General features: G+C 62.6%; 18 protein-coding genes. 11 read left to right on the top strand and 7 right to left on the bottom strand.

The features are described from left to right. Nucleotides 1–34: 34 nt before the first annotated feature. The 3 genes from J4E53_RS11675 to J4E53_RS11665 are packed head-to-tail and all read right to left on the bottom strand — an operon-like array spanning nucleotide 35 to nucleotide 1,714. Nucleotides 35–625 (bottom strand): LON peptidase substrate-binding domain-containing protein, encoded by a 591-nt coding sequence (locus J4E53_RS11675; RefSeq protein ID WP_060740474.1) that lies wholly within the window; start codon nucleotides 623–625, stop codon nucleotides 35–37. A gap of 10 nt (nucleotides 626–635) precedes the next feature. Further along, complete coding sequence (locus tag J4E53_RS11670) at nucleotides 636–1,352, bottom strand: LrgB family protein (RefSeq protein WP_103311314.1); 717 nt, start codon at nucleotides 1,350–1,352, stop codon at nucleotides 636–638. Next, complete coding sequence (locus tag J4E53_RS11665) at nucleotides 1,349–1,714, bottom strand: CidA/LrgA family protein (RefSeq protein ID WP_060740472.1); 366 nt, start codon at nucleotides 1,712–1,714, stop codon at nucleotides 1,349–1,351. Before J4E53_RS11665 ends, J4E53_RS11670 begins: the two co-directional genes overlap by 4 nt. A gap of 359 nt (nucleotides 1,715–2,073) precedes the next feature. Between J4E53_RS11665 and J4E53_RS11660 the strand changes: the two genes are divergently transcribed. The 3 genes from J4E53_RS11660 to J4E53_RS11650 all read left to right on the top strand — a co-directional run bounded on the left by J4E53_RS11660 (nucleotide 2,074) and on the right by J4E53_RS11650 (nucleotide 5,019). Continuing rightward, nucleotides 2,074–2,529: a MaoC family dehydratase gene (locus tag J4E53_RS11660; protein ID WP_060740471.1), complete on the top strand. Its 456-nt coding sequence runs from the start codon at nucleotides 2,074–2,076 to the stop codon at nucleotides 2,527–2,529. 102 nt (nucleotides 2,530–2,631) lie between these two features. Then, nucleotides 2,632–4,350, top strand: a complete 1,719-nt coding sequence (locus tag J4E53_RS11655; protein WP_060740470.1) for a C13 family peptidase — start codon at nucleotides 2,632–2,634, stop codon at nucleotides 4,348–4,350. Nucleotides 4,351–4,377: 27 nt separating this feature from the next. Then, nucleotides 4,378–5,019, top strand: coding sequence for an oxidoreductase (locus J4E53_RS11650; protein WP_060740469.1), 642 nt, complete (start codon nucleotides 4,378–4,380; stop codon nucleotides 5,017–5,019). A gap of 151 nt (nucleotides 5,020–5,170) precedes the next feature. Here the strand turns inward: J4E53_RS11650 and J4E53_RS11645 are convergent, their stop codons facing one another. The 4 genes from J4E53_RS11645 to J4E53_RS11630 form a co-directional block, all read right to left on the bottom strand. Beyond that, nucleotides 5,171–5,455: a YceK/YidQ family lipoprotein gene (locus tag J4E53_RS11645; RefSeq protein WP_060740468.1), complete on the bottom strand. Its 285-nt coding sequence runs from the start codon at nucleotides 5,453–5,455 to the stop codon at nucleotides 5,171–5,173. Then, a complete protein-coding gene (gene ubiX / locus J4E53_RS11640) occupies nucleotides 5,448–6,095 on the bottom strand; it encodes a flavin prenyltransferase UbiX (protein ID WP_060740467.1) in 648 nt (215 codons plus the stop codon). Before ubiX ends, J4E53_RS11645 begins: the two co-directional genes overlap by 8 nt. Then, nucleotides 6,092–7,441, bottom strand: coding sequence for a UDP-N-acetylmuramate:L-alanyl-gamma-D-glutamyl-meso-diaminopimelate ligase (gene mpl / locus J4E53_RS11635; RefSeq protein WP_103308163.1), 1,350 nt, complete (start codon nucleotides 7,439–7,441; stop codon nucleotides 6,092–6,094). The genes ubiX and mpl overlap by 4 nt, the downstream gene beginning before the upstream one ends. A gap of 367 nt (nucleotides 7,442–7,808) precedes the next feature. Beyond that, nucleotides 7,809–9,716 (bottom strand): sigma-54-dependent Fis family transcriptional regulator, encoded by a 1,908-nt coding sequence (locus tag J4E53_RS11630; protein ID WP_103309204.1) that lies wholly within the window; start codon nucleotides 9,714–9,716, stop codon nucleotides 7,809–7,811. A gap of 489 nt (nucleotides 9,717–10,205) precedes the next feature. Between J4E53_RS11630 and J4E53_RS11625 the strand changes: the two genes are divergently transcribed. The 8 genes from J4E53_RS11625 (at nucleotide 10,206) to ppa (ending at nucleotide 18,866) form a co-directional block, all read left to right on the top strand. After that, nucleotides 10,206–11,726 (top strand): aldehyde dehydrogenase family protein, encoded by a 1,521-nt coding sequence (locus J4E53_RS11625; protein ID WP_060740464.1) that lies wholly within the window; start codon nucleotides 10,206–10,208, stop codon nucleotides 11,724–11,726. Nucleotides 11,727–11,986: 260 nt separating this feature from the next. Further along, a complete protein-coding gene (eat, locus tag J4E53_RS11620) occupies nucleotides 11,987–13,357 on the top strand; it encodes an ethanolamine permease (protein ID WP_103309208.1) in 1,371 nt (456 codons plus the stop codon). 202 nt (nucleotides 13,358–13,559) lie between these two features. Then, on the top strand, nucleotides 13,560–14,954 hold the full coding sequence (locus J4E53_RS11615; protein WP_103309209.1) for an ethanolamine ammonia-lyase subunit EutB: 1,395 nt from the start codon (nucleotides 13,560–13,562) through the stop codon (nucleotides 14,952–14,954). Nucleotides 14,955–14,965: 11 nt separating this feature from the next. Next, nucleotides 14,966–15,790, top strand: a complete 825-nt coding sequence (gene eutC / locus J4E53_RS11610; RefSeq protein WP_103309211.1) for an ethanolamine ammonia-lyase subunit EutC — start codon at nucleotides 14,966–14,968, stop codon at nucleotides 15,788–15,790. Between the two features lie 107 nt (nucleotides 15,791–15,897). Beyond that, nucleotides 15,898–16,359 carry an N-acetyltransferase gene (locus tag J4E53_RS11605; protein ID WP_053125701.1) on the top strand — a complete coding sequence of 154 codons (462 nt, stop codon included), beginning with the start codon at nucleotides 15,898–15,900 and terminating at the stop codon, nucleotides 16,357–16,359. 400 nt (nucleotides 16,360–16,759) lie between these two features. Beyond that, entirely contained in the window at nucleotides 16,760–17,407 is a 648-nt protein-coding gene (locus J4E53_RS11600; RefSeq protein WP_060740459.1) for a DedA family protein, read from the top strand. Nucleotides 17,408–17,413: 6 nt separating this feature from the next. After that, entirely contained in the window at nucleotides 17,414–18,226 is an 813-nt protein-coding gene (locus tag J4E53_RS11595; RefSeq protein WP_103309213.1) for a zinc-dependent peptidase, read from the top strand. A 112-nt stretch (nucleotides 18,227–18,338) separates the two neighbouring features. Beyond that, nucleotides 18,339–18,866 carry an inorganic diphosphatase gene (ppa, locus tag J4E53_RS11590; protein WP_053151827.1) on the top strand — a complete coding sequence of 176 codons (528 nt, stop codon included), beginning with the start codon at nucleotides 18,339–18,341 and terminating at the stop codon, nucleotides 18,864–18,866. Nucleotides 18,867–19,007: the final 141 nt, after the last annotated feature.

The raw sequence follows: 19,007 nt of genomic DNA, 5'->3' as shown, positions 1-19,007 counted from the left end.
CTCGCTCCCACAGGGGATCAGTGCTGTTGTGGTGTCAGGCGAACAGTTCGCCCTGCAGCTCATCGAGCAACGCCTGGATCGCATCCAGGCGCTGTTGCGGGTCGTCGAGTTGCAGCAGGTCGATCTTGTCCAGCTCATTGAACGGCAGCAGGTAAGCCAGTTGATTGGCCAGCGATTGCTGGCCGGTCGCTTCGGTGCCCATGTTCAGGGCCTCGACCATCGGGTGCTCGGCCAGGGCCTTGAGCAGCGCCACCAGGTCAGCGTCTTCCTCTTGCAGCGGTTGCTCCGGCTCCTCCTCCAGCCACTCGACTTCAGCGACCATCAGTTGATCCGCCTGGACGCTGGTGCCATGGACGATAAAGCGCCGCCCACCCTCCACGCGAATGCCCAGCAGACCATTGTCCTGCTGGGAAAAATCGGTGATGCGCGCTTCACAACCGACCCGCGCGAAGCCTTCAGGCGCGTGCCCGACTTCCTCGCCATCGAGGATGCACACCACGCCGAAGCCTTCGCCCTTTTTCATGCAGCGCCCAATCATGTCGAGGTAACGCGCCTCGAAAATCTGCAAGTCGAGGATGCAACCGGGGAACAGCACAGTGTTCAACGGGAAAAGCGGCAAGCTCATAACCAGATCCTTAAACGGTCATCGACACCACCAACGGCAATAGCACCGCCGTGGCCACGCCCATCAGACTCATCGCCAGCGCCGCAAAGGCACCGGACTCCTCGCTTTCCTGCAACGCCACCGACGTGCCCACCGCATGGGCCGCCAGCCCCAGGGCCATGCCCCGGGCCTCGGGGCTATGGACCCCCAACCGGGTCAGAATACTCGGACCGAGGATCGCCCCGAGTACACCGGTGATCAACACGAACACCGCCGCCATGGCCGCCACGCCGCCGATTTGCTCGGCCACCAGCATGGCAATCGGCGAAGTCACGGACTTGGGCGCCATGGTCATCAGGATCATGTGCTCGGCGCCAAAGACCCAGCCCAACACCACCGCGGAGCCCGTGGCAAACACCCCGGCTATCACCAGCGTAGTAAAAATCGGCCAGAACAACTGCCGGATCCGTCGCAGGTTCAAATACAGCGGCACCGCCAGGGCGACCGTGGCCGGGCCCAGCAGAATGCTGAGGATCTCGGTGCTCTTGCGGTACTCGGCATAGCCGATGCCGCAACCGACCAACACGCCGATCAACAGCACCATCGACATCAACACCGGTTGCAGGAACACCCAGCGGGTCTTTTCGAACGCCGCCAACACCAACTGATAGGCACCCAGGGTAATGCCGATGCCGAACAGCGGATGGTGGATCACCGAAGTCCAGGCGCCCTGCCAGTCGAGCATCATTGGCTGTCCTCCGGGGCGGCGACGTGACGGCGGGCCAGGCGCTGCATCAGCACGCCCGTCAGCGCCACGGACAGCACCAGGGACAAGGTCAACGCGCCAACGATGGCCCAGAAATCGGCGGCAATCGCCCCGGCATATACCATCACCCCCACCGCCGGCGGCACCAGCAGCAAGGGCAGGTAACGCAGCAGGCTACTGGCGGCCAGGTTCAACGGTTCGCTGACTTCACCGCGCATCACCAGATAGCCCAGCAGTAACAGCAGGCCAATGATCGGCCCAGGCAGCACCGGCAAGAATAAATGATTGATCGCAGTGCCCAGCAATTGAAAAAACACCAGCCAGGTCAGGCCCCGTAGCAACATCCGCTCTCTCCCCCTGCAACAGCCCCATGAACGCGCCAATTCGGTTCACTCAAGCGCGCGGCGTGATTGTGTGGCGAGGGAGCTTGCTCCCGCTGGGCTGCGCAGCGGCCCCATTTCATGAGCGCTTCGCACTCAAGCGGGAGCAAGCTCCCTCGCCACGGAATCAAACGCACACGTTAAATGAACGGAATTGCAAAGAATGCGCCGGCATTATAAGCATGCCCGCGCTATGGGTCGGCATTCGTAAAAAGCATGTTCAGTGACCTTACTTGCACGCCATGTTGATCTACAGTGGTTTTTCGGGGACGCCAATCCCCGCTCCAGAAAAAGTAAAACCGATGAACCCAAGGAGAGTCTCAATGCCCTACGTCCCCGTTGCAGCGCTCAAAGATTATGTCGGCAAGGAACTTGGACGTTCCGAATGGCTCACGATCGATCAGGCGCGCATCAACCTGTTCGCCGAAGCCACTGGCGACTTTCAGTTCATCCACGTCGACCCGGTCAAGGCCGCGCAGACCCCGTTTGGCAGCACCATCGCCCACGGTTTCCTGTCGCTGTCGCTGATGCCCAAGCTGATGGAAGACATCCTGATCCTGCCTGAAGGCGTGAAGATGGTCGTCAACTACGGCCTGGACAGCGTGCGTTTCATCCAACCGGTGAAGGTCGATTCCAAGGTCCGGCTCAAGGTCGACCTGGTGGACGCCACCGAGAAAAAACCTGGCCAATGGCTGCTCAAGGCCACCGCCACGCTGGAAATCGAAGGTTCGGAAAAACCGGCCTACATCGCCGAGCCGCTGTCGCTCTGCTTCGTGTAAACCTGCGCGGTCGCGAAACCGCTCGTGCAGTTTCGCATCGCTTCCCTATGTCCAGGGGGGCTAGCTGCGGCATACTCGTGGCTTGATGATCTGGATCCGGTTATGCGCTTATTCGTCCCACTGACCCTGACCCTGTTGCTCACCGCCTGTGGCGGCGGCGAATCGCCGCTGCCGCCCGACGCGCGCCTGCCCGACGGCGGCCGCTATCGCGGCGACCTGGTGGACGGGCTGCTGCAAGGCCAGGGGCGCATCGACTACCCCAACGGCAGTTGGTATGCCGGGCAGTTCGACAAGGGCCAGTGGCACGGCACCGGGGAATGGCACGGCAGCAATGGCGAGGTCTATCGCGGCCAGTTCCACCAGGGCCTGTTCCACGGCCAGGGCAGCCTGACCACCCCCTCCAGCAGCTACACCGGCGGCTTCAAGCTGGGGCGACGGGACGGTGAAGGGACGCTCAAGGAAAACGGCATGACCTACCGGGGCGAGTTCAAGGCCGACCGCTATTCCGGTCTCGGGCGCCTGGAACTCGACGACGGCAGCCAGTACCAAGGCCCCTTCGTCAACGGCAAGCCCAACGGTGAAGGCCAGCGCTTCGACGCCAGCGGCAACCAGTTCACCGGCCATTTTGTCGACGGGCAACTGCAGGGCAAGGGCACCTTCAACAGCGCCGATGGCGATGTCTACATCGGCGGTTTCAGGAACAACCAGCTCAACGGTCGCGGTCGCTACGAAAATGCCGACGGCGATGTCTGGATCGGCCGGTTCAAGGACGGCGCGCTGACCGGCAAGGGCGAACTGATCGGCGCCGACGGCAGCCACTACCTCGGTCAATTCAACGATTGGCGCTTTACCGGCCAGGGCCGCCTGAACCTGCCCGACGGCAGTTTCTACATCGGCCAGTTCGAAAGCGACAGCTACCACGGACACGGCACCCTGGTGCTGACCGATGGCACCGTGCAAAGCGGCACCTGGGCCAACGGCCAACGGGTGCGCGACGCGGACGGCAGGCTGTTGCCGGATGTGCTCGAACTTGGCCTGCTGGCCCAGGGCCGCCTGCTGGAGGAGGCCCTGGCCAACATCCCGGCCTCGACCCCGGCGGTGGAGCTGTACAGCCTGACCCTGGGCGGCGACGGCAAGCAAAGCGTGTTCCTGCGCGAATCCGACTATGTCGCCAACATGCTCACCAGCCGTTTCGGCGCGTTCGGGCAGATCCGCCTGGTGAACCACCGCGATCACCTCGGCGACCGGCCCATGGCCAGCCGCGAAAGCCTGCGCCGCGCCGCCGCCACCCTGGCCGAGCGCAGTGGCCCGGAAGACCTGATTTTCATCTACCTGACCAGCCACGGCACCAGCGAGCATGAACTGGTACTCGACCAGCCGCGCATGGAACTGGCCGACCTGCCCGCCGATGAACTGGCCGTGGTCCTGGCGCCGCTGAAGAACCGCGACAAGATCGTGGTGATCTCGGCCTGCTACTCCGGCGGCTTCATCCCGGCGCTCAAGGATGAACGCACCTTGATCATGACCGCTTCCCGGGCCGACCGGGTGTCCTTCGGCTGCTCCGAGGAAGCCAACTTCACCTACTTCGGCGACGCGCTGTTCGCCCAGGCCTTGAACCAGACCGACGACCTGGAGCAGGCTTTCAAGCGGGCCAAGGCCACCGTGGCCGAACGGGAACAGGCAGACAATTTCGAAGCCTCCGAACCGCAGATGTGGGCGCCCAGGACGGTCCTTTCCCACTGGCAACTGCTGCGCAAACAGCAGGCCCGGAAAGCATTGCAAAGTACTGCATTGAACGACGAGGCCACAAAGAGCAACTAAGCTGAACCGTATCAAGGGGGAAACACTATGTACTTGACGCCTCAGCATGTTTTGCTCGCCGGAGCCACCGGGCTGACCGGGGAACATCTACTGGACCGGCTGCTCAACGAGCCGACCATCACCCGGGTCCTGGCCCCCACCCGCCGGCCGCTGGCCGAACACCCGCGCCTGAAAAACCCGGTGGGGGAACCGGCCCAGGTGTTGCCTCAACTCAGCGGCCAGGTCGACATCGCTTTTTGCTGCCTCGGCACCACCCTCAAGAAAGCCGGCTCCGAAGCAGCCTTTCGCGCGGTGGACCTGGACCTGGTGGTGGCGTTTGCCAAGCGCGCCCGGGAACTGGGCGCGCGGCACCTGGTGGTGATCAGTGCCCTGGGAGCCGACGCCAAGTCATCGATCTTCTACAACCGGGTCAAGGGTGAGATGGAGGCGGCCCTCAAGACCCAGGGCTGGCCGCAATTGACCATCTGCCGCCCTTCCCTGCTGCTGGGCGACCGCGTCGAACCGCGCCTGGCCGAGCAACTGGCCGGGCCGTTGTCGAAGCTGATCCCAGGCAAGTACCACGGCATCGAAGCCTGCCAACTGGCCCGGGCCATGTGGCGCCTGGCGCTGGAAGAGCAGGATGGGGTGCGGGTGGTGGAGTCGGATGAGTTGCGTAAGCTGGGGAAATGATTCTGCAGCGCCTGACTGGACCTCATCGCGAGCAAGCTCGCTCCCACAGTTGACCGAGTTTCGTCAGGAAGAATGAGGTCGAATGTGGGAGCGAGCTTGCTCGCGATGGGCGCGCCACCGCCCCAAAGCCGAGCCCCCATCCTGGTGTTTGCTACATCCCCCCAGTCGCTCGGAACCCCACGCCGATTGCTGTGAACAACGACAACGGCAACAACAAGGTATCCAGCAGCGCACTGCCCGGCAGATCGACGCCAGGATAGCTCGGTGCCTCGGCCCCAAAGCGGTCCTTGGCACAGCATCCGCCGTTGAGGGCGTATAGATCCAGGCGCGTGCCCGCGTACACCAGCGGCGCACCGGGCTTGGCCGCGTCGAGGGTGCGGGCGGTGGCGCAGCCGGTCAGTTGCAGCGCCAGCAGCACGATCAGCAGCTTATTCATCGCTGCTCAAATGATGTTCGCCCCAGCGCGGCAGCATGTCCTGGGGGATGTTCAGCAGATTGAGAATCCGCGCGACGACGAAATCGATCAGGTCGTCGATGGTCTGCGGCTGGTGATAGAAACCCGGCGAGGCCGGCAGGATGGTCACGCCCATGTTCGACAGCTTGAGCATGTTCTCCAGGTGAATGCTCGAATACGGCGCTTCCCGCGGCACCAGGATCAACGGGCGGCGCTCCTTGAGCGTGACGTCCGCCGCCCGTTCGATCAGGTTGTTGCAGGCCCCGGTGGCAATCGCCGACAGCGTCCCGGTGGAGCACGGCACCACCACCATGGCCGCCGGCGCGCCGGAGCCCGACGCCACCGGTGACATCCAGTCTTCCTTGCCATAGACGCGAATCTGCCCCGCCGCCGCCCCGGTGTATTCGGTGAGGAAGGCCTGCATCATCTGGGTCTTGGCCGGCAGGGTCACGTCGGTCTCGGTGGCCATCACCAGTTGCGCGGCCTTGGAGATCAGGAAGTGCACCTCGCGGTCTTCACGCACCAGGCAATCGAGCAGGCGCAAACCGTACTGGGCGCCGGAAGCACCGGTCATCGCCAATGTGATGCGTTCGGGACCATTGCTCTCCAAGCGCGTGTTCATTTCAGTGCCTCGGCCAGCTTGCCATGCAGGCCGCCGAAGCCGCCGTTGCTCATAATCACCACGTGGGTACCGGGCTGGGCCTGGCTCTTCACACGCTCGATGATGCCTTCCAGGGAATCGCTGACAATCGACGGCACCGTGCACAGCGCGGCGGTGGCGCCGAGGTCCCAGCCCAGGTTGGCCGGTGAGTACCAGATCACCTGGTCGGCATCGACCACGCTTTCCGGCAGGCCATCGCGGTGAGCACCGAGCTTCATGGAGTTGGAGCGCGGCTCGATGATCGCGATCAGCGGCGCCTCGCCGATGCGCTTGCGCAAACCGTCGAGGGTGGTGGCGATGGCCGTTGGGTGGTGGGCGAAGTCGTCATAAATGGTGATGCCGTTGACCTCGGCGACTTTCTCCATCCGCCGCTTCACGCTCTTGAACGCGCTCAACGCGGCGATGCCCATGGACGGCACCACGCCGACATGCCGGGCCGCCGCCAACGTCGCCAGGGCGTTGGCGACGTTGTGCTGGCCGGTCATGCCCCACTCGACCACGCCTTGGGACTGGCCTTCGAACATGACTTCAAATTGCGAACCGTCATCCTTGAGCAATTTCACCTGCCATTGGCCGCCCGCACCGGTGGTTTGCACCGGGGTCCAGCAGCCCATTTCAATGACGCGCTGCAAGGCCGGTTCGGTGGTCGGATGGATCACCAGGCCTTCGCTCGGAATGATGCGCACCAAATGGTGGAACTGCCGCTCGATGGCTGCCAGGTCGGGGAAGATGTCGGCGTGATCGAACTCAAGGTTGTTGAGGATCGCCGTGCGTGGACGGTAGTGGACGAATTTCGAGCGTTTATCGAAAAACGCACTGTCGTATTCGTCCGCCTCGATCACGAAGAACGGCGTGCCACCCAGGCGCGCCGACACCGAGAAATTCTGCGGCACGCCACCGATCAGGAAACCCGGGCTCATGCCCGCGTGCTCCAGGACCCAGGCGAGCATGCTGCTGGTGGTGGTCTTGCCGTGGGTGCCGGCCACGGCCAGGACCCAACGGCCCTGCAACACGTGATCGGCCAGCCACTGCGGCCCGGACACGTACGGCAGGCCTTTGTTGAGCACGTACTCCACCGCCGGGTTGCCCCGGGACATGGCGTTGCCGATGACCACCAGGTCCGGTGCCGGGTCCAGTTGCGCCGGGTCGTAGCCTTGGGTCAGTTCGATGCCCTGGGCTTCCAGCTGGGTGCTCATCGGCGGATAGACGTTGGCGTCGGAACCGGTCACGTGATGGCCCAGCTCCTTGGCCAGGACCGCCATCGAACCCATGAAAGTGCCGCAAATACCGAGAATATGAATGTGCATAGTCGACCTCGTAAAACATGGCCGCAGGTTAGCGTAGGGAGGGGGAAATCGCACCTTGTGTTTCGAACGCCAGCCATCAGGACACTGCAAATCCCCTGTGGGAGCGAGCTTGCTCGCGATAGCGGTGGGTCAGTTTGCGGCGATGTTGAATGTACTACCCGGCTTTTGTGGCGAGGGAGCTTGCTCCCGCTCGACTGCGCAGCAGTCGCTTTCGGTTTCAGGGTGGGAAAGAAAGCTTGGGGCTGCTGCGCAGCCCAGCGGGAGCAAGCTCCCTCGCCACAACAGCAGTCAGCAGTCAGCAGTCAGCAGTCAGCAGTCAGCAGTCAGCAGTCAGCAGTCAGCAGTCAGCAGATCAATTATCAGTGGCTCAGCGAGCGATAGCGTGTTTGCGCAACTTCCGGTAAAGGGTATTTCGGCTGATCCCCAGTTGTTCCGCCGTGTGGGTCATGTGCCAACGCTGGCGCTCCAGTGCATCGAGCAACGCCAGGCGCTCGGCGTCTTCCAGTGGCCGTTCTGCCACCGTTTCAACCACGGCAACCGGGCGCTGGCGAATCATCGCCGGCAAGTCCTCCAGCCCAATCCGCCCACCGTCGCACAGCGCGGCGAGGGTGCGCAGCACATTGCGCAGTTGCCGCACGTTGCCCGGCCAGTCGAATCCCAGCAACGCCTGGCGCGCCGGCTCTTCGATGAGTACCGTCTCGGCCCCGCTCTCTTCAGCCAACAGAAAATCCAGCAACTGCGACTTGTCACTGCGCTCGCGCAAAGGCGGGAGGGGGATTTCCAAGCCATTGAGGCGGTAGTACAAATCCTCGCGAAAACTGCCGTCCCGCACCCGGTCGAGCAACTGCCGGTGGGTGGCGCTGATGATGCGCACGTTCACCGCCTCGGGTTCGCCGCCGATGGGTACCACCTGGCGATCTTCCAGCACTCGCAGCAAACGAGTCTGCAAGGCCAGGGGCATGTCGCCGATTTCATCGAGGAACAGCGTGCCGCCGTCGGCCTGTTGCAGCTTGCCGCGCATGCCTTCCTTGCGCGCGCCGGTGAAGCTGCCGCCGCGATAACCGAACAGTTCGCTCTCGATCAGGCTTTCGGGGATGGCCGCGCAGTTGAGGGCGACGAAGTGCTTGCCGGCGCGCTGGCTGGCGTGGTGCACGGCCTTGGCGAACGCCTCCTTGCCGGAGCCGGTTTCGCCATGGATCAGCAACGGCACATCGCGCTCGAACACCCGCAGCGCCTTGCGAAAATGCTCCTGCAACGCCGCATCCCCCAGGCAGATGCCCGGCAGCCGCGCGGGCTCGATGGCCTTGAGCAGCGCCGGCGCGACCGGCACCGGCACACTGCGCGGCTGCCCACGCAACACGGCGAACAAATGCCGGCCATCACGGGTGCGCAGCGGCCAACTGGCGCTGGCCTGGGCACTGGCCCGCCCCAGCAATTCATCCAGTGAACAATCGAAAAAGTCCTCCACCCGCTGGCCCAGCAAGCCGCCGCGAATATGCCCCAAGAGATTGAGCGCGCTCTGGTTGACCGCGCAGATCCGCCCTTCGCCGTCGAACGCCAGCAGGCCCTCGCTGAACAGCCCCACGGATTCGGCCTGCAAATGAAAGCGCAGCAGCCATTGATTGTCGAAGCAACGGAGGAAATAGCAGCTCTCGATCATCTTCGCCGAGAGATTGACCAGGGCCATGGTGTGGAACTGGCTCTGGCGCGACACGTCCGGCCGAGCCGAGGAGACGTCGAGCACCGCCAGCAATTCGCCCTGGGGATCGAACACCGGGCTGGCCGAACAGGTCAGGCCGGTGTGGCGGCCACGAAAGTGTTCTTCCTGGTGGATGGTCAGGGCCTGGCGTTCCACCAGGCAGGTGCCGATGCCGTTGGTGCCTTCGCAGGCTTCGCTCCAGTCGGCGCCGAGCCAGAGGCCGGCCCGTTCGAAAATCTTCCGTTCGCTGGGGGCGGTGACGCAGTTGAGGATCACGCCCCGGGCGTCGGTCAGCAACACCGCGTGGCCGGCGCCGGAGAGTTGCTGGTGCAGGCTGGTCATTTCATTGCCGGCGATGTGCAGCACCTGTTGCAAGCGCTCGCGGCTCTCCAGCACCCGGCCATGCTCGAGCACCGTCGGCGCCAGGTTCTGGGCCGGGTCGAGGTGATAGTCCTCGAGACAACGCAGCCAGGAACGGGCAATCGACGGATCGCTGCCAGGGCCCTGCAAATGGGCCTTGCCCTGGGTGACCGTCAGGACTTGCTGGGCATGGCGACTCAAATGGTTGCTGTGCATTTCTTATTATTCTCCCCGAAGGACCTTTGGACCTGCCAACACATACCCCGTGGCGAGGGAGCTTGCTCCCGCTGGGCTGCGCAGCAGCCCCAAAACCTGAGTTTGCGGTGTATCAGGCTGATCGAGTTGGCTGCCTTGGGACCGCTTCGCGCTCCAGCGGGAGCAAGCTCCCTCGCCACAAAAGCTGTCCTATCACAAAAAACAGTTGCCAGAGATTCCAGGATCGAAGCCCAGCATCCTCCAGCCCAACCGCCTTTGCAATGCTGGCGCGACCTGCCAGTCACAGACTGTCTCGCATCTGGCACAAACTGTCACACCCGCTGTATCGCAAGCGTCACATACCCCCTCCGTTTGTCCGACCAACTCCTCCTAAAGTCTTGATTTACGGGCCTCGCAAGGCAATGGCCCAACCTTTGCTCTAGGCTTTATTACCAGCGCTCAATTTTGCGCGGCCTCCCGTATAAGCACAAAAGCCAAGGAGAACTCATCATGCGTTACGCTCACCCCGGTACTGAAGGCGCTATCGTTTCGTTCAAGAGCAAATACGGTAACTACATCGGCGGCGAGTTCGTCGCGCCGGTCAAAGGTCAGTACTTCACCAATACTTCCCCGGTCAATGGCCAGCCCATTGCCGAGTTCCCGCGCTCCACGGCCGAAGACATCGAAAAAGCCCTGGACGCCGCCCACGCCGCCGCTGATGCCTGGGGTGCCACCTCGGCCCAGGCCCGCTCGCTGATCCTGCTGAAAATCGCCGACCGCATCGAGGCCAACCTCGAAACCCTGGCGATCACCGAATCCTGGGACAACGGCAAGGCCGTGCGCGAAACCCTCAACGCCGACATCCCCCTGGCCGCCGACCACTTCCGCTACTTCGCCGGTTGCCTGCGGGCCCAGGAAGGCAGCGCTGCCGAGATCGACGGCAACACCGTGGCCTATCACATCCATGAACCCCTGGGCGTGGTCGGGCAGATCATCCCGTGGAACTTCCCGCTGCTGATGGCCGCCTGGAAACTCGCCCCGGCCCTGGCCGCCGGTAACTGCGTGGTGCTCAAGCCGGCCGAGCAAACCCCACTGGGCATCTGCGTGCTCATGGAGCTGATCGGCGACCTGCTGCCGCCCGGCGTGCTGAACGTGGTGCAAGGCTTCGGCAAAGAAGCCGGTGAAGCCCTCGCCACCAGCAAGCGCATCGCCAAGATCGCCTTCACCGGCTCCACCCCGGTGGGCTCGCACATCATGAAATGCGCCGCCGAGAACATCATCCCGTCCACCGTGGAACTGGGCGGCAAGTCGCCGAATATTTTCTTCGAAGACATCATGCAGGCCGAACCGAGCTTCATCGAGAAAGCCGCTGAAGGTCTGGTGCTGGCGTTCTTCAACCAGGGCGAAGTCTGCACCTGCCCATCCCGCGCCTTGGTCCAGGAGTCGATCTACGACGAATTCATGCAAGTGGTGATGAAGAAAGTCCTGCAGATCAAACGCGGCGACCCACTGGACACCGACACCATGGTCGGCGCCCAGGCGTCCGAGCAGCAATTCGACAAGATTCTTTCGTACCTGGAAATCGCCAAGGGCGAAGGCGCCGAGCTGCTGACCGGCGGCAAAGTGGAAAAACTCGAGGGCAACCTGGCGACCGGGTATTACATCCAGCCGACCCTGCTCAAGGGCACCAACAAGATGCGTGTGTTCCAGGAAGAAATCTTCGGCCCAGTGGTGAGCATCACCACCTTCAAGGACGAAGCCGAAGCCCTGGCGATCGCCAACGACACCGAGTTCGGCCTCGGCGCCGGCCTATGGACCCGCGACATCAACCGCGCCTACCGCATGGGCCGGGCGATCAAGGCCGGTCGCGTCTGGACCAACTGCTACCACCTGTACCCGGCGCACGCCGCGTTCGGTGGCTACAAGAAGTCCGGCGTGGGGCGTGAAACCCACAAGATGATGCTCGACCACTATCAGCAGACCAAGAACCTGCTGGTGAGCTACGACATCAATCCGTTGGGGTTCTTCTAAGTCACTGGGGCAAGGCAGGGCCTCCTGCTTTGCCCTTTTGATAGCTATCGCGAGCAAGCTCGCTCCCACAGGGATCTGTGGATAACTCTTTTTTCAGGGTTGGCAACAGATCCACTGTGGGAGCGAGCTTGCTCGCGATGACGCCCTCACTGACAACATCAATTTACCGTCCCACCGCTCTGGCATGAGCCTTGCGTGCCCGCTCCACAGCAAACCCGAAAGTCCAACAGATCAAACAATAAAAAAGACAGAGAGGACTTATGACTTCTACCACCCAACTCAAACCCACACTCGGCACCCTGCATTTATGGGGCATCGCCGTCGGCCTGGTGATTTCCGGCGAGTACTTCGGCTGGAGCTACGGCTGGGGCACCGCCGGGACCCTGGGTTTTCTCGTCACCGCCCTCATGGTGGCGCTGATGTACACCTGCTTCATCTTCAGTTTCACCGAACTGACCACCGCGATTCCTCACGCCGGCGGGCCTTTTGCCTACAGCCGACGGGCCTTTGGCGAGAAAGGCGGGTTGATCGCCGGGATCGCCACCCTGATCGAATTCGTCTTCGCGCCCCCGGCCATCGCCATGGCGATTGGCGCCTACCTCAACGTGCAATTTCCCGAACTGGACCCCAAGCTCGCGGCGGTTGGCGCGTACATCGTGTTCATGACCCTGAACATCCTCGGCGTCAGCATCGCCGCCGCGTTCGAGCTGGTGGTCACCGTGCTGGCGGTCGCCGAGTTGCTGGTGTTCATGGGCGTGGTCGCGCCGGGCTTCAGCTTCAGTAACTTCGTGCTCAATGGCTGGGCCGGCTCCAACGAGTTCACCCTTGCTTCGATCCCGGGCATTTTCGCGGCGATCCCCTTCGCCATCTGGTTCTTCCTCGCCATCGAAGGCGCGGCCATGGCCGCCGAAGAAGCCAAGGACCCGAAACGCACGATTCCCCGTGCCTATGTCAGCGGCATCCTGACCCTGGTGTTCCTCGCCATCGGCGTGATGATCATGGCCGGCGGCGTGGGCGACTGGCGCACCCTGTCGAACATCAACGACCCGCTGCCCCAGGCCATGAAGGCGGTGGTCGGCAACGACTCGACCTGGATGCACATGCTGGTGTGGATCGGCCTGTTCGGCCTGGTGGCAAGCTTCCACGGGATCATCCTCGGCTACTCGCGGCAGTTCTTCGCCCTGGCCCGGGCCGGCTACCTGCCCCGCGGCCTGGCGAAACTGTCGCGCTTCCAGACCCCGCACCGGGCGATCCTGGCCGGCGGCGTCATCGGCATCGCGGCGATCTACAGCGATGGCCTGGTCAACCTGCAAGGCATGAGCCTGACGGCGGCGATGATCACCATGTCAGTGTTCGGCGCCATCGTGATGTACATCATCAGCATGCTCAGCCTGTTCAGGCTGCGTAAGACCGAACCGAACCTGGAACGCACCTTCCGTGCGCCGGGCTACCCGATCGTACCGGGCATTGCGCTGTTCCTGGCGGTGGTGTGCCTGGTGGCGATGGCGTGGTTCAACATGGTGATTGGCTTGGTGTTCCTGGCGTTCATGGTTGTCGGCTACCTGTATTTCCAACTGACCGCCAAGCAACGCTCCGATGCACCGGCGGACGCTATGCTCACAGGTATCTGAACGTTGCACCGGCGCCGGGCCGAGGGCCTGGCGCCTGCCATTTAAAAGTGCACACCAACCCTCTGTGGGAGCGAGCTTGCTCGCGATAGCGGTCTTACATCCGGCACATGTGTTGAATGACACACCGCTATCGCGAGCAAGCTCGCTCCCACAGGGTTATGGGGTGTATTTAAGTTATTTAGAGAACAGGAGGACACCGCCCATGGCCGCATTCGCCCATTCCGTCGGCGCCCAGACCTATCGCTTCGACAGCCTCAAGGACCTGATGGCCAAGGCCAGCCCGGCGCGCTCGGGGGATTTCCTGGCCGAGATCGCCGCGCTCAACGATGGCGAGCGGGTGGCCGCGCAAATGGCCTTGGCCGACCTGCCCCTCAGCCATTTCCTGCAGGAAATGCTGATTCCTTACGAGGTGGACGAAGTCACCCGGTTGATCGTCGACACCCACGACAAACAAGCCTTCGCCACCGTCAGCCACCTCACCGTCGGCGGTTTTCGCGACTGGCTGCTCAGCGACGCCGCCGATGAACAGAGCCTGCGGGCGCTGGCCCCCGGCCTGACCCCGGAAATGGTCGCGGCCGTGTCGAAAATCATGCGCGTGCAGGATTTGGTACTGGTGGCGCAGAAAATCCGCGTGGTCACCAAGTTCCGCGGCACCCTCGGCCTGCGCGGGCGCTTGTCCACCCGCCTGCAACCCAACCACCCCACCGACGAACCCGCCGGGATCGCCGCGAGCATCCTCGACGGCCTGCTCTTCGGCAACGGCGACGCCATGATCGGCATCAACCCGGCCACCGACAGCACCGCCTCGATCTGCGCCATGCTGGAAATGCTCGACGCCATCATCCAGCGCTACGACATTCCCACCCAAGGCTGCGTGCTGACCCACGTCACCACCTCCATCGAAGCGGCGAACCGTGGCGTGCCCCTGGACCTGGTGTTCCAGTCCATCGCCGGCACCGAAGCGGCCAACGCCAGTTTCGGCATCAGCCTGAACATCTTGCAGGAAGGCTACGACGCCGGGCTCAGCCTGAATCGCGGCACCTTGGGCAACAACCTGATGTATTTCGAAACCGGCCAGGGCAGCGCACTGTCGGCCAACGCCCACCACGGCGTCGATCAACAGACCTGCGAGACCCGGGCCTACGCCGTGGCACGGCATTTCAACCCGTTCCTGGTAAACACGGTTGTAGGCTTCATCGGCCCGGAATACCTGTACAACGGCAAACAGATCATCCGCGCCGGCCTCGAAGACCACTTCTGCGGCAAGCTGCTGGGCGTGCCGATGGGCTGCGACATCTGCTACACCAACCACGCCGAAGCCGACCAGGACGACATGGACACCCTGCTGACCCTGCTGGGCGTGGCCGGGATCAACTTCATCATGGGCATCCCCGGCTCCGACGACATCATGCTCAACTACCAGACCACCTCGTTCCACGACGCCCTCTACGCCCGCCAGACTCTGGGCCTGAAGCCGGCGCCGGAGTTCGAAACCTGGCTGGCGAACATGGGCATCTTCACCCAGGCCGATGGCCGGGTGCGGTTTGGCGACAACCTGCCACCGGCGTTCCGTCACGCCCTCGCACATCTGGGATGAGTGAACTGCCCATGGATAAAAAACCTGTCGACCCGCAAAACCCTTGGCTGAATCTGCGCAACCTCACCCCGGCGCGCATCGCCCTGGGCCGCACCGGCACCAGCCTGCCGACCCAGGCGCAACTGGATTTCCAGTACGCCCACGCCCAGGCCCGCGATGCCGTGCACCTGGCCTTCGATCACCAGGGCATTCGCGCACAGTTGACCGAGGGCGGCCGTGAAAGCCTGTTGCTCCACAGCGCCGCGGCCGACCGACACAGTTATCTACAGCGCCCGGACCTGGGCCGACGGCTCGACGACGCCTCCGCGCAAATCCTGCAGGACTACGCAGCGGCCCATCCCGGCGGCGTGGACCTGGCCATCGTCGTGGCTGACGGCCTGTCGGCACTGGCGGTGCATCGCCATACCTTGCCATTCCTGGCGCGGTTGGAAGAACAGATCGCCGCTGAAGGCTGGTCGACGTCGCCGGTGATCCTGGTGGAACAGGGCCGCGTCGCCGTGGCCGATGAAGTGGCACAGCGGCTCGGCGCGAAAATGTCGGTGATCCTGATCGGCGAACGCCCCGGCCTCAGCTCCCCCGACAGCCTGGGGCTGTATTTCACCTACGCCCCCAAGGTCGGCCTGACCGACGCCTACCGCAACTGCATCTCCAATGTCCGCCTCGAAGGCCTGAGCTACGGCATGGCGGCCCATCGCTTGATCTACCTGATGCGCGAGGCCTGCCGCCGTCAGCTTTCGGGCGTCAATCTGAAGGACGAAGCCCAGGTGAACACTCTAGAAGCGGAAAACGGAGCCGATATGAAAGGTAATTTCCTACTGGCGCCGCCCCGAAACTGATCCGCTTATCCGATTGCGTTTTTGATCCGCTTTCAGGCAGCATCAAAAGCACGGCAGCGCGACGTTGTTGTCAGAATATCTGTCGACCTTTGCAGACGAGACCTACCATGCGGATTATCCAAGCGACGCTGGAACACCTGGACCTGCTGACCCCATTGTTCGTCAAGTACCGGGAATTCTACGGCTCACTGCCTTACCCGGACTCGTCTCGAGCCTTCCTCGAAAAGCGCCTGCGCCGCAAGGAATCGGTGATCTACCTGGCCCTGCCCGATGACGACGACAACCGGTTACTGGGCTTCTGCCAGCTCTACCCGAGCTACTCATCCCTGTCCCTCAAGCGCGTATGGATCCTCAACGACATCTACGTCGCCGAAGACGCCCGCCGCCAACTGGTGGCCGACAACCTGATCCGCACCGCGAAAAAAATGGCCAAGGAAACCAACGCCGTGCGCATGCGCGTCTCCACCAGCAGCAACAACGAAGTGGCGCAGAAAACCTACGAATCGATCGGCTTCAAGGAAGACACCGAGTTCAAGAACTACGTGTTGCCGATCAGCGAAGGGCTCTGACCCGATTACCGCGGACTGATCGTTCTGTGGGAGCAAAGCTTGCTCGCGATAGCAGTCTGTCGGGCAACATCAGTGCTGACTGCCCCGCCGCCATCGCGGGCAAGCAGGCATATCTATGGGAGATAGATCTGTTGAAGCAAAGCTTGCTCGCGATAGCGGTCCGTCAGGCCCATCAATGTTGACTGAATAGCCACCATCGCGAGCAAGCTTTGCTCCCACGGGTGTTTCACCCTGCGACGACACATCGAAATCCCTGGCTACAAACTCACCCCGCTCCCCGCCCTCCAGCCCGTATAATGCCGCTCTTCCCGGCTTGTAAGAAAAAGCTACACACTCTGTAGCCATCCTCCAAGCCCGACCCAAAGCCTGCCGAGCCAGGCCACCACCACAGGTGTTATGCATGGATTTCAATCCCCTCGACCTCATCCTGCACCTCGATGTGTACCTCGACCTGCTGGTGACCAACTACGGAACCTGGGTCTACGCCATCCTGTTCCTGGTGATCTTCTGTGAAACCGGCCTGGTGGTGATGCCGTTCCTGCCCGGTGACTCCCTGCTGTTCATCGCTGGCGCCGTCGCCGCCGGTGGCGCCATGGACCCCGTGCTGCTGGCCGGTCTGCTGATGCTCGCGGCGATCCTCGGCGACAGCACCAACTACCTCATCGGCCGCACCGCCGGCGAAAAACTGTTCAGCAACCCCAACTCGAAAATCTTCCGCCGCGACTACCTGCAGCAAACCCACGACTTCTACGACAAACACGGCGGCAAAACCGTGACCCTGGCGCGCTTCCTGCCGATCATCCGCACCTTCGCCCCCTTCGTCGCCGGCGTGGGCAAAATGAACTACCTGCGCTTCTTCGGCTTCAGCGTCCTCGGCACCGTCCTCTGGGTCGGCGGCCTGGTCACCCTCGGTTACTTCTTCGGCAACGTGCCCTTCATCAAGCAGAACCTGTCGCTGCTGGTGGTGGGCATCATTCTGGTGTCGCTGCTGCCGATGATCATCAGCCTGGTGCGCAGCAAAATGAACCAGCGCGCCTCGAAAGCCTGATCATTCATGTGGACCCTGAGCAACTGGCGCCGGCAACGCACCCTCGCCAAACACCCCGTGGCCGAGGACACCTGGCAACGGGTGCGCCAACAATTGAGCTTCCTCGACGGCATCAGCGCCGCCGAGGACCAATGGTTGCGGGAAGCCTGCGTACTGTTCCTGCACGATAAACACCTCACCGCCCTGCCCGGCGTCGAACTGCACCAGGAACAACGCCTGCTGCTCGCCGCCCAGGCCCAACTGCCACTGATGCACCTCGGCGAGCTGAACTGGTACCAGGGCTTCCACGAAATCGTCCTCTACCCCGACGACTTCCTCAGCCCCCAACGCTACCGAGACGCCAGCGGCATCGAGCACGAGTGGGACGGCGAACACAGCGGCGAAGCCTGGCCCCAAGGCCCGATCATCCTGGCCTGGGACGGCGTGATGGCCAGCGGCGGCTGGGACGGCTACAACCTGGTGATCCACGAACTGGCGCACAAACTCGACATGCTCAACGGCGACGCCAACGGCCTGCCGCCACTGCACGCCGACATGCGCGTCAGCGACTGGGCCGAAGCCATGCAACAAGCCTTCGACGACCTCGACCGCCAACTGGACCAGAACCCCGACGCCGAAACCCTCATCGATCCCTACGCCGCGGAAAACCCGGCGGAGTTCTTCGCCGTCACCAGCGAATACTTCTTCAGCGCCCCGGACCTGCTGCACCAGGCCTATCCACGGGTCTATGAACAGCTCAAGGCCTTCTACCGCCAGGATCCTTTGGCCCGGCTGCGGCAACTTCAAGCCGAAGATCCGGTCTATCAGGCGTCATACTAAGGTCTCTAAGACCCTGGTAACGTGGCAACAGCGGCCGAATATGCCTATAATCGCCGCCACTTTTTGGTCAATCCGACCAAGTCATTTGGTCAACTAACGGGGGCACCGCCCAATGAGCTACAGCAAGATTCCGGCTGGCAAAGACCTGCCGAACGACATCTACGTCGCGATCGAAATCCCGGCCAACCACGCCCCGATCAAATACGAAATCGACAAAGACAGCGACTGCCTGTTCGTTGACCGTTTCATGGCCACCCCCATGTTCTACCCGGCCAACTACGGTTACATCCCCAACACCCTGGCCGACGACGGCGACCCCCTCGACGTGCTGGTCGTGACCCCATACCCAGTTGCCCCAGGCTCGGTCATCCGCGCCCGTCCAGTCGGCATCCTGAACATGACCGACGACGGCGGCGGCGATGCCAAAGTCATCGCAGTGCCACACGACAAACTGTCGCAACTGTACGTCGACGTGAAGGAATACACCGACCTGCCACCACTGCTGATCCAGCAGATCGAACACTTCTTCGAGAACTACAAAGACCTCGAAAAAGGCAAGTGGGTCAAGATCGAAGGCTGGGCCGGCGCAGATGCCGCCCGCGAAGCGATCACCAAGTCAGTTGCCGCCTACAAAGGCTGAAACAAACTTGAAAAGAACCCCGGTTTGCCCCGGGGTTTTTTTATGCCTTAATGGTTTCTAATACGAGCCTGTATTAACACCGTTTACCCACGTTTAGCCCGCGCCTTTCAAATCCCAAAAACGGAAAGATCGTCTTATATA

It is taken from the genome of Pseudomonas sp. FW305-28 (assembly GCF_017351395.1).
GTDB classification, from domain to species: Bacteria; Pseudomonadota; Gammaproteobacteria; order Pseudomonadales; family Pseudomonadaceae; genus Aquipseudomonas; species Aquipseudomonas fluorescens_AA.
The sequence above is the reverse complement of the archived record's forward strand: the minus strand, read 5'-3'. Positions and strand labels throughout refer to the sequence as shown.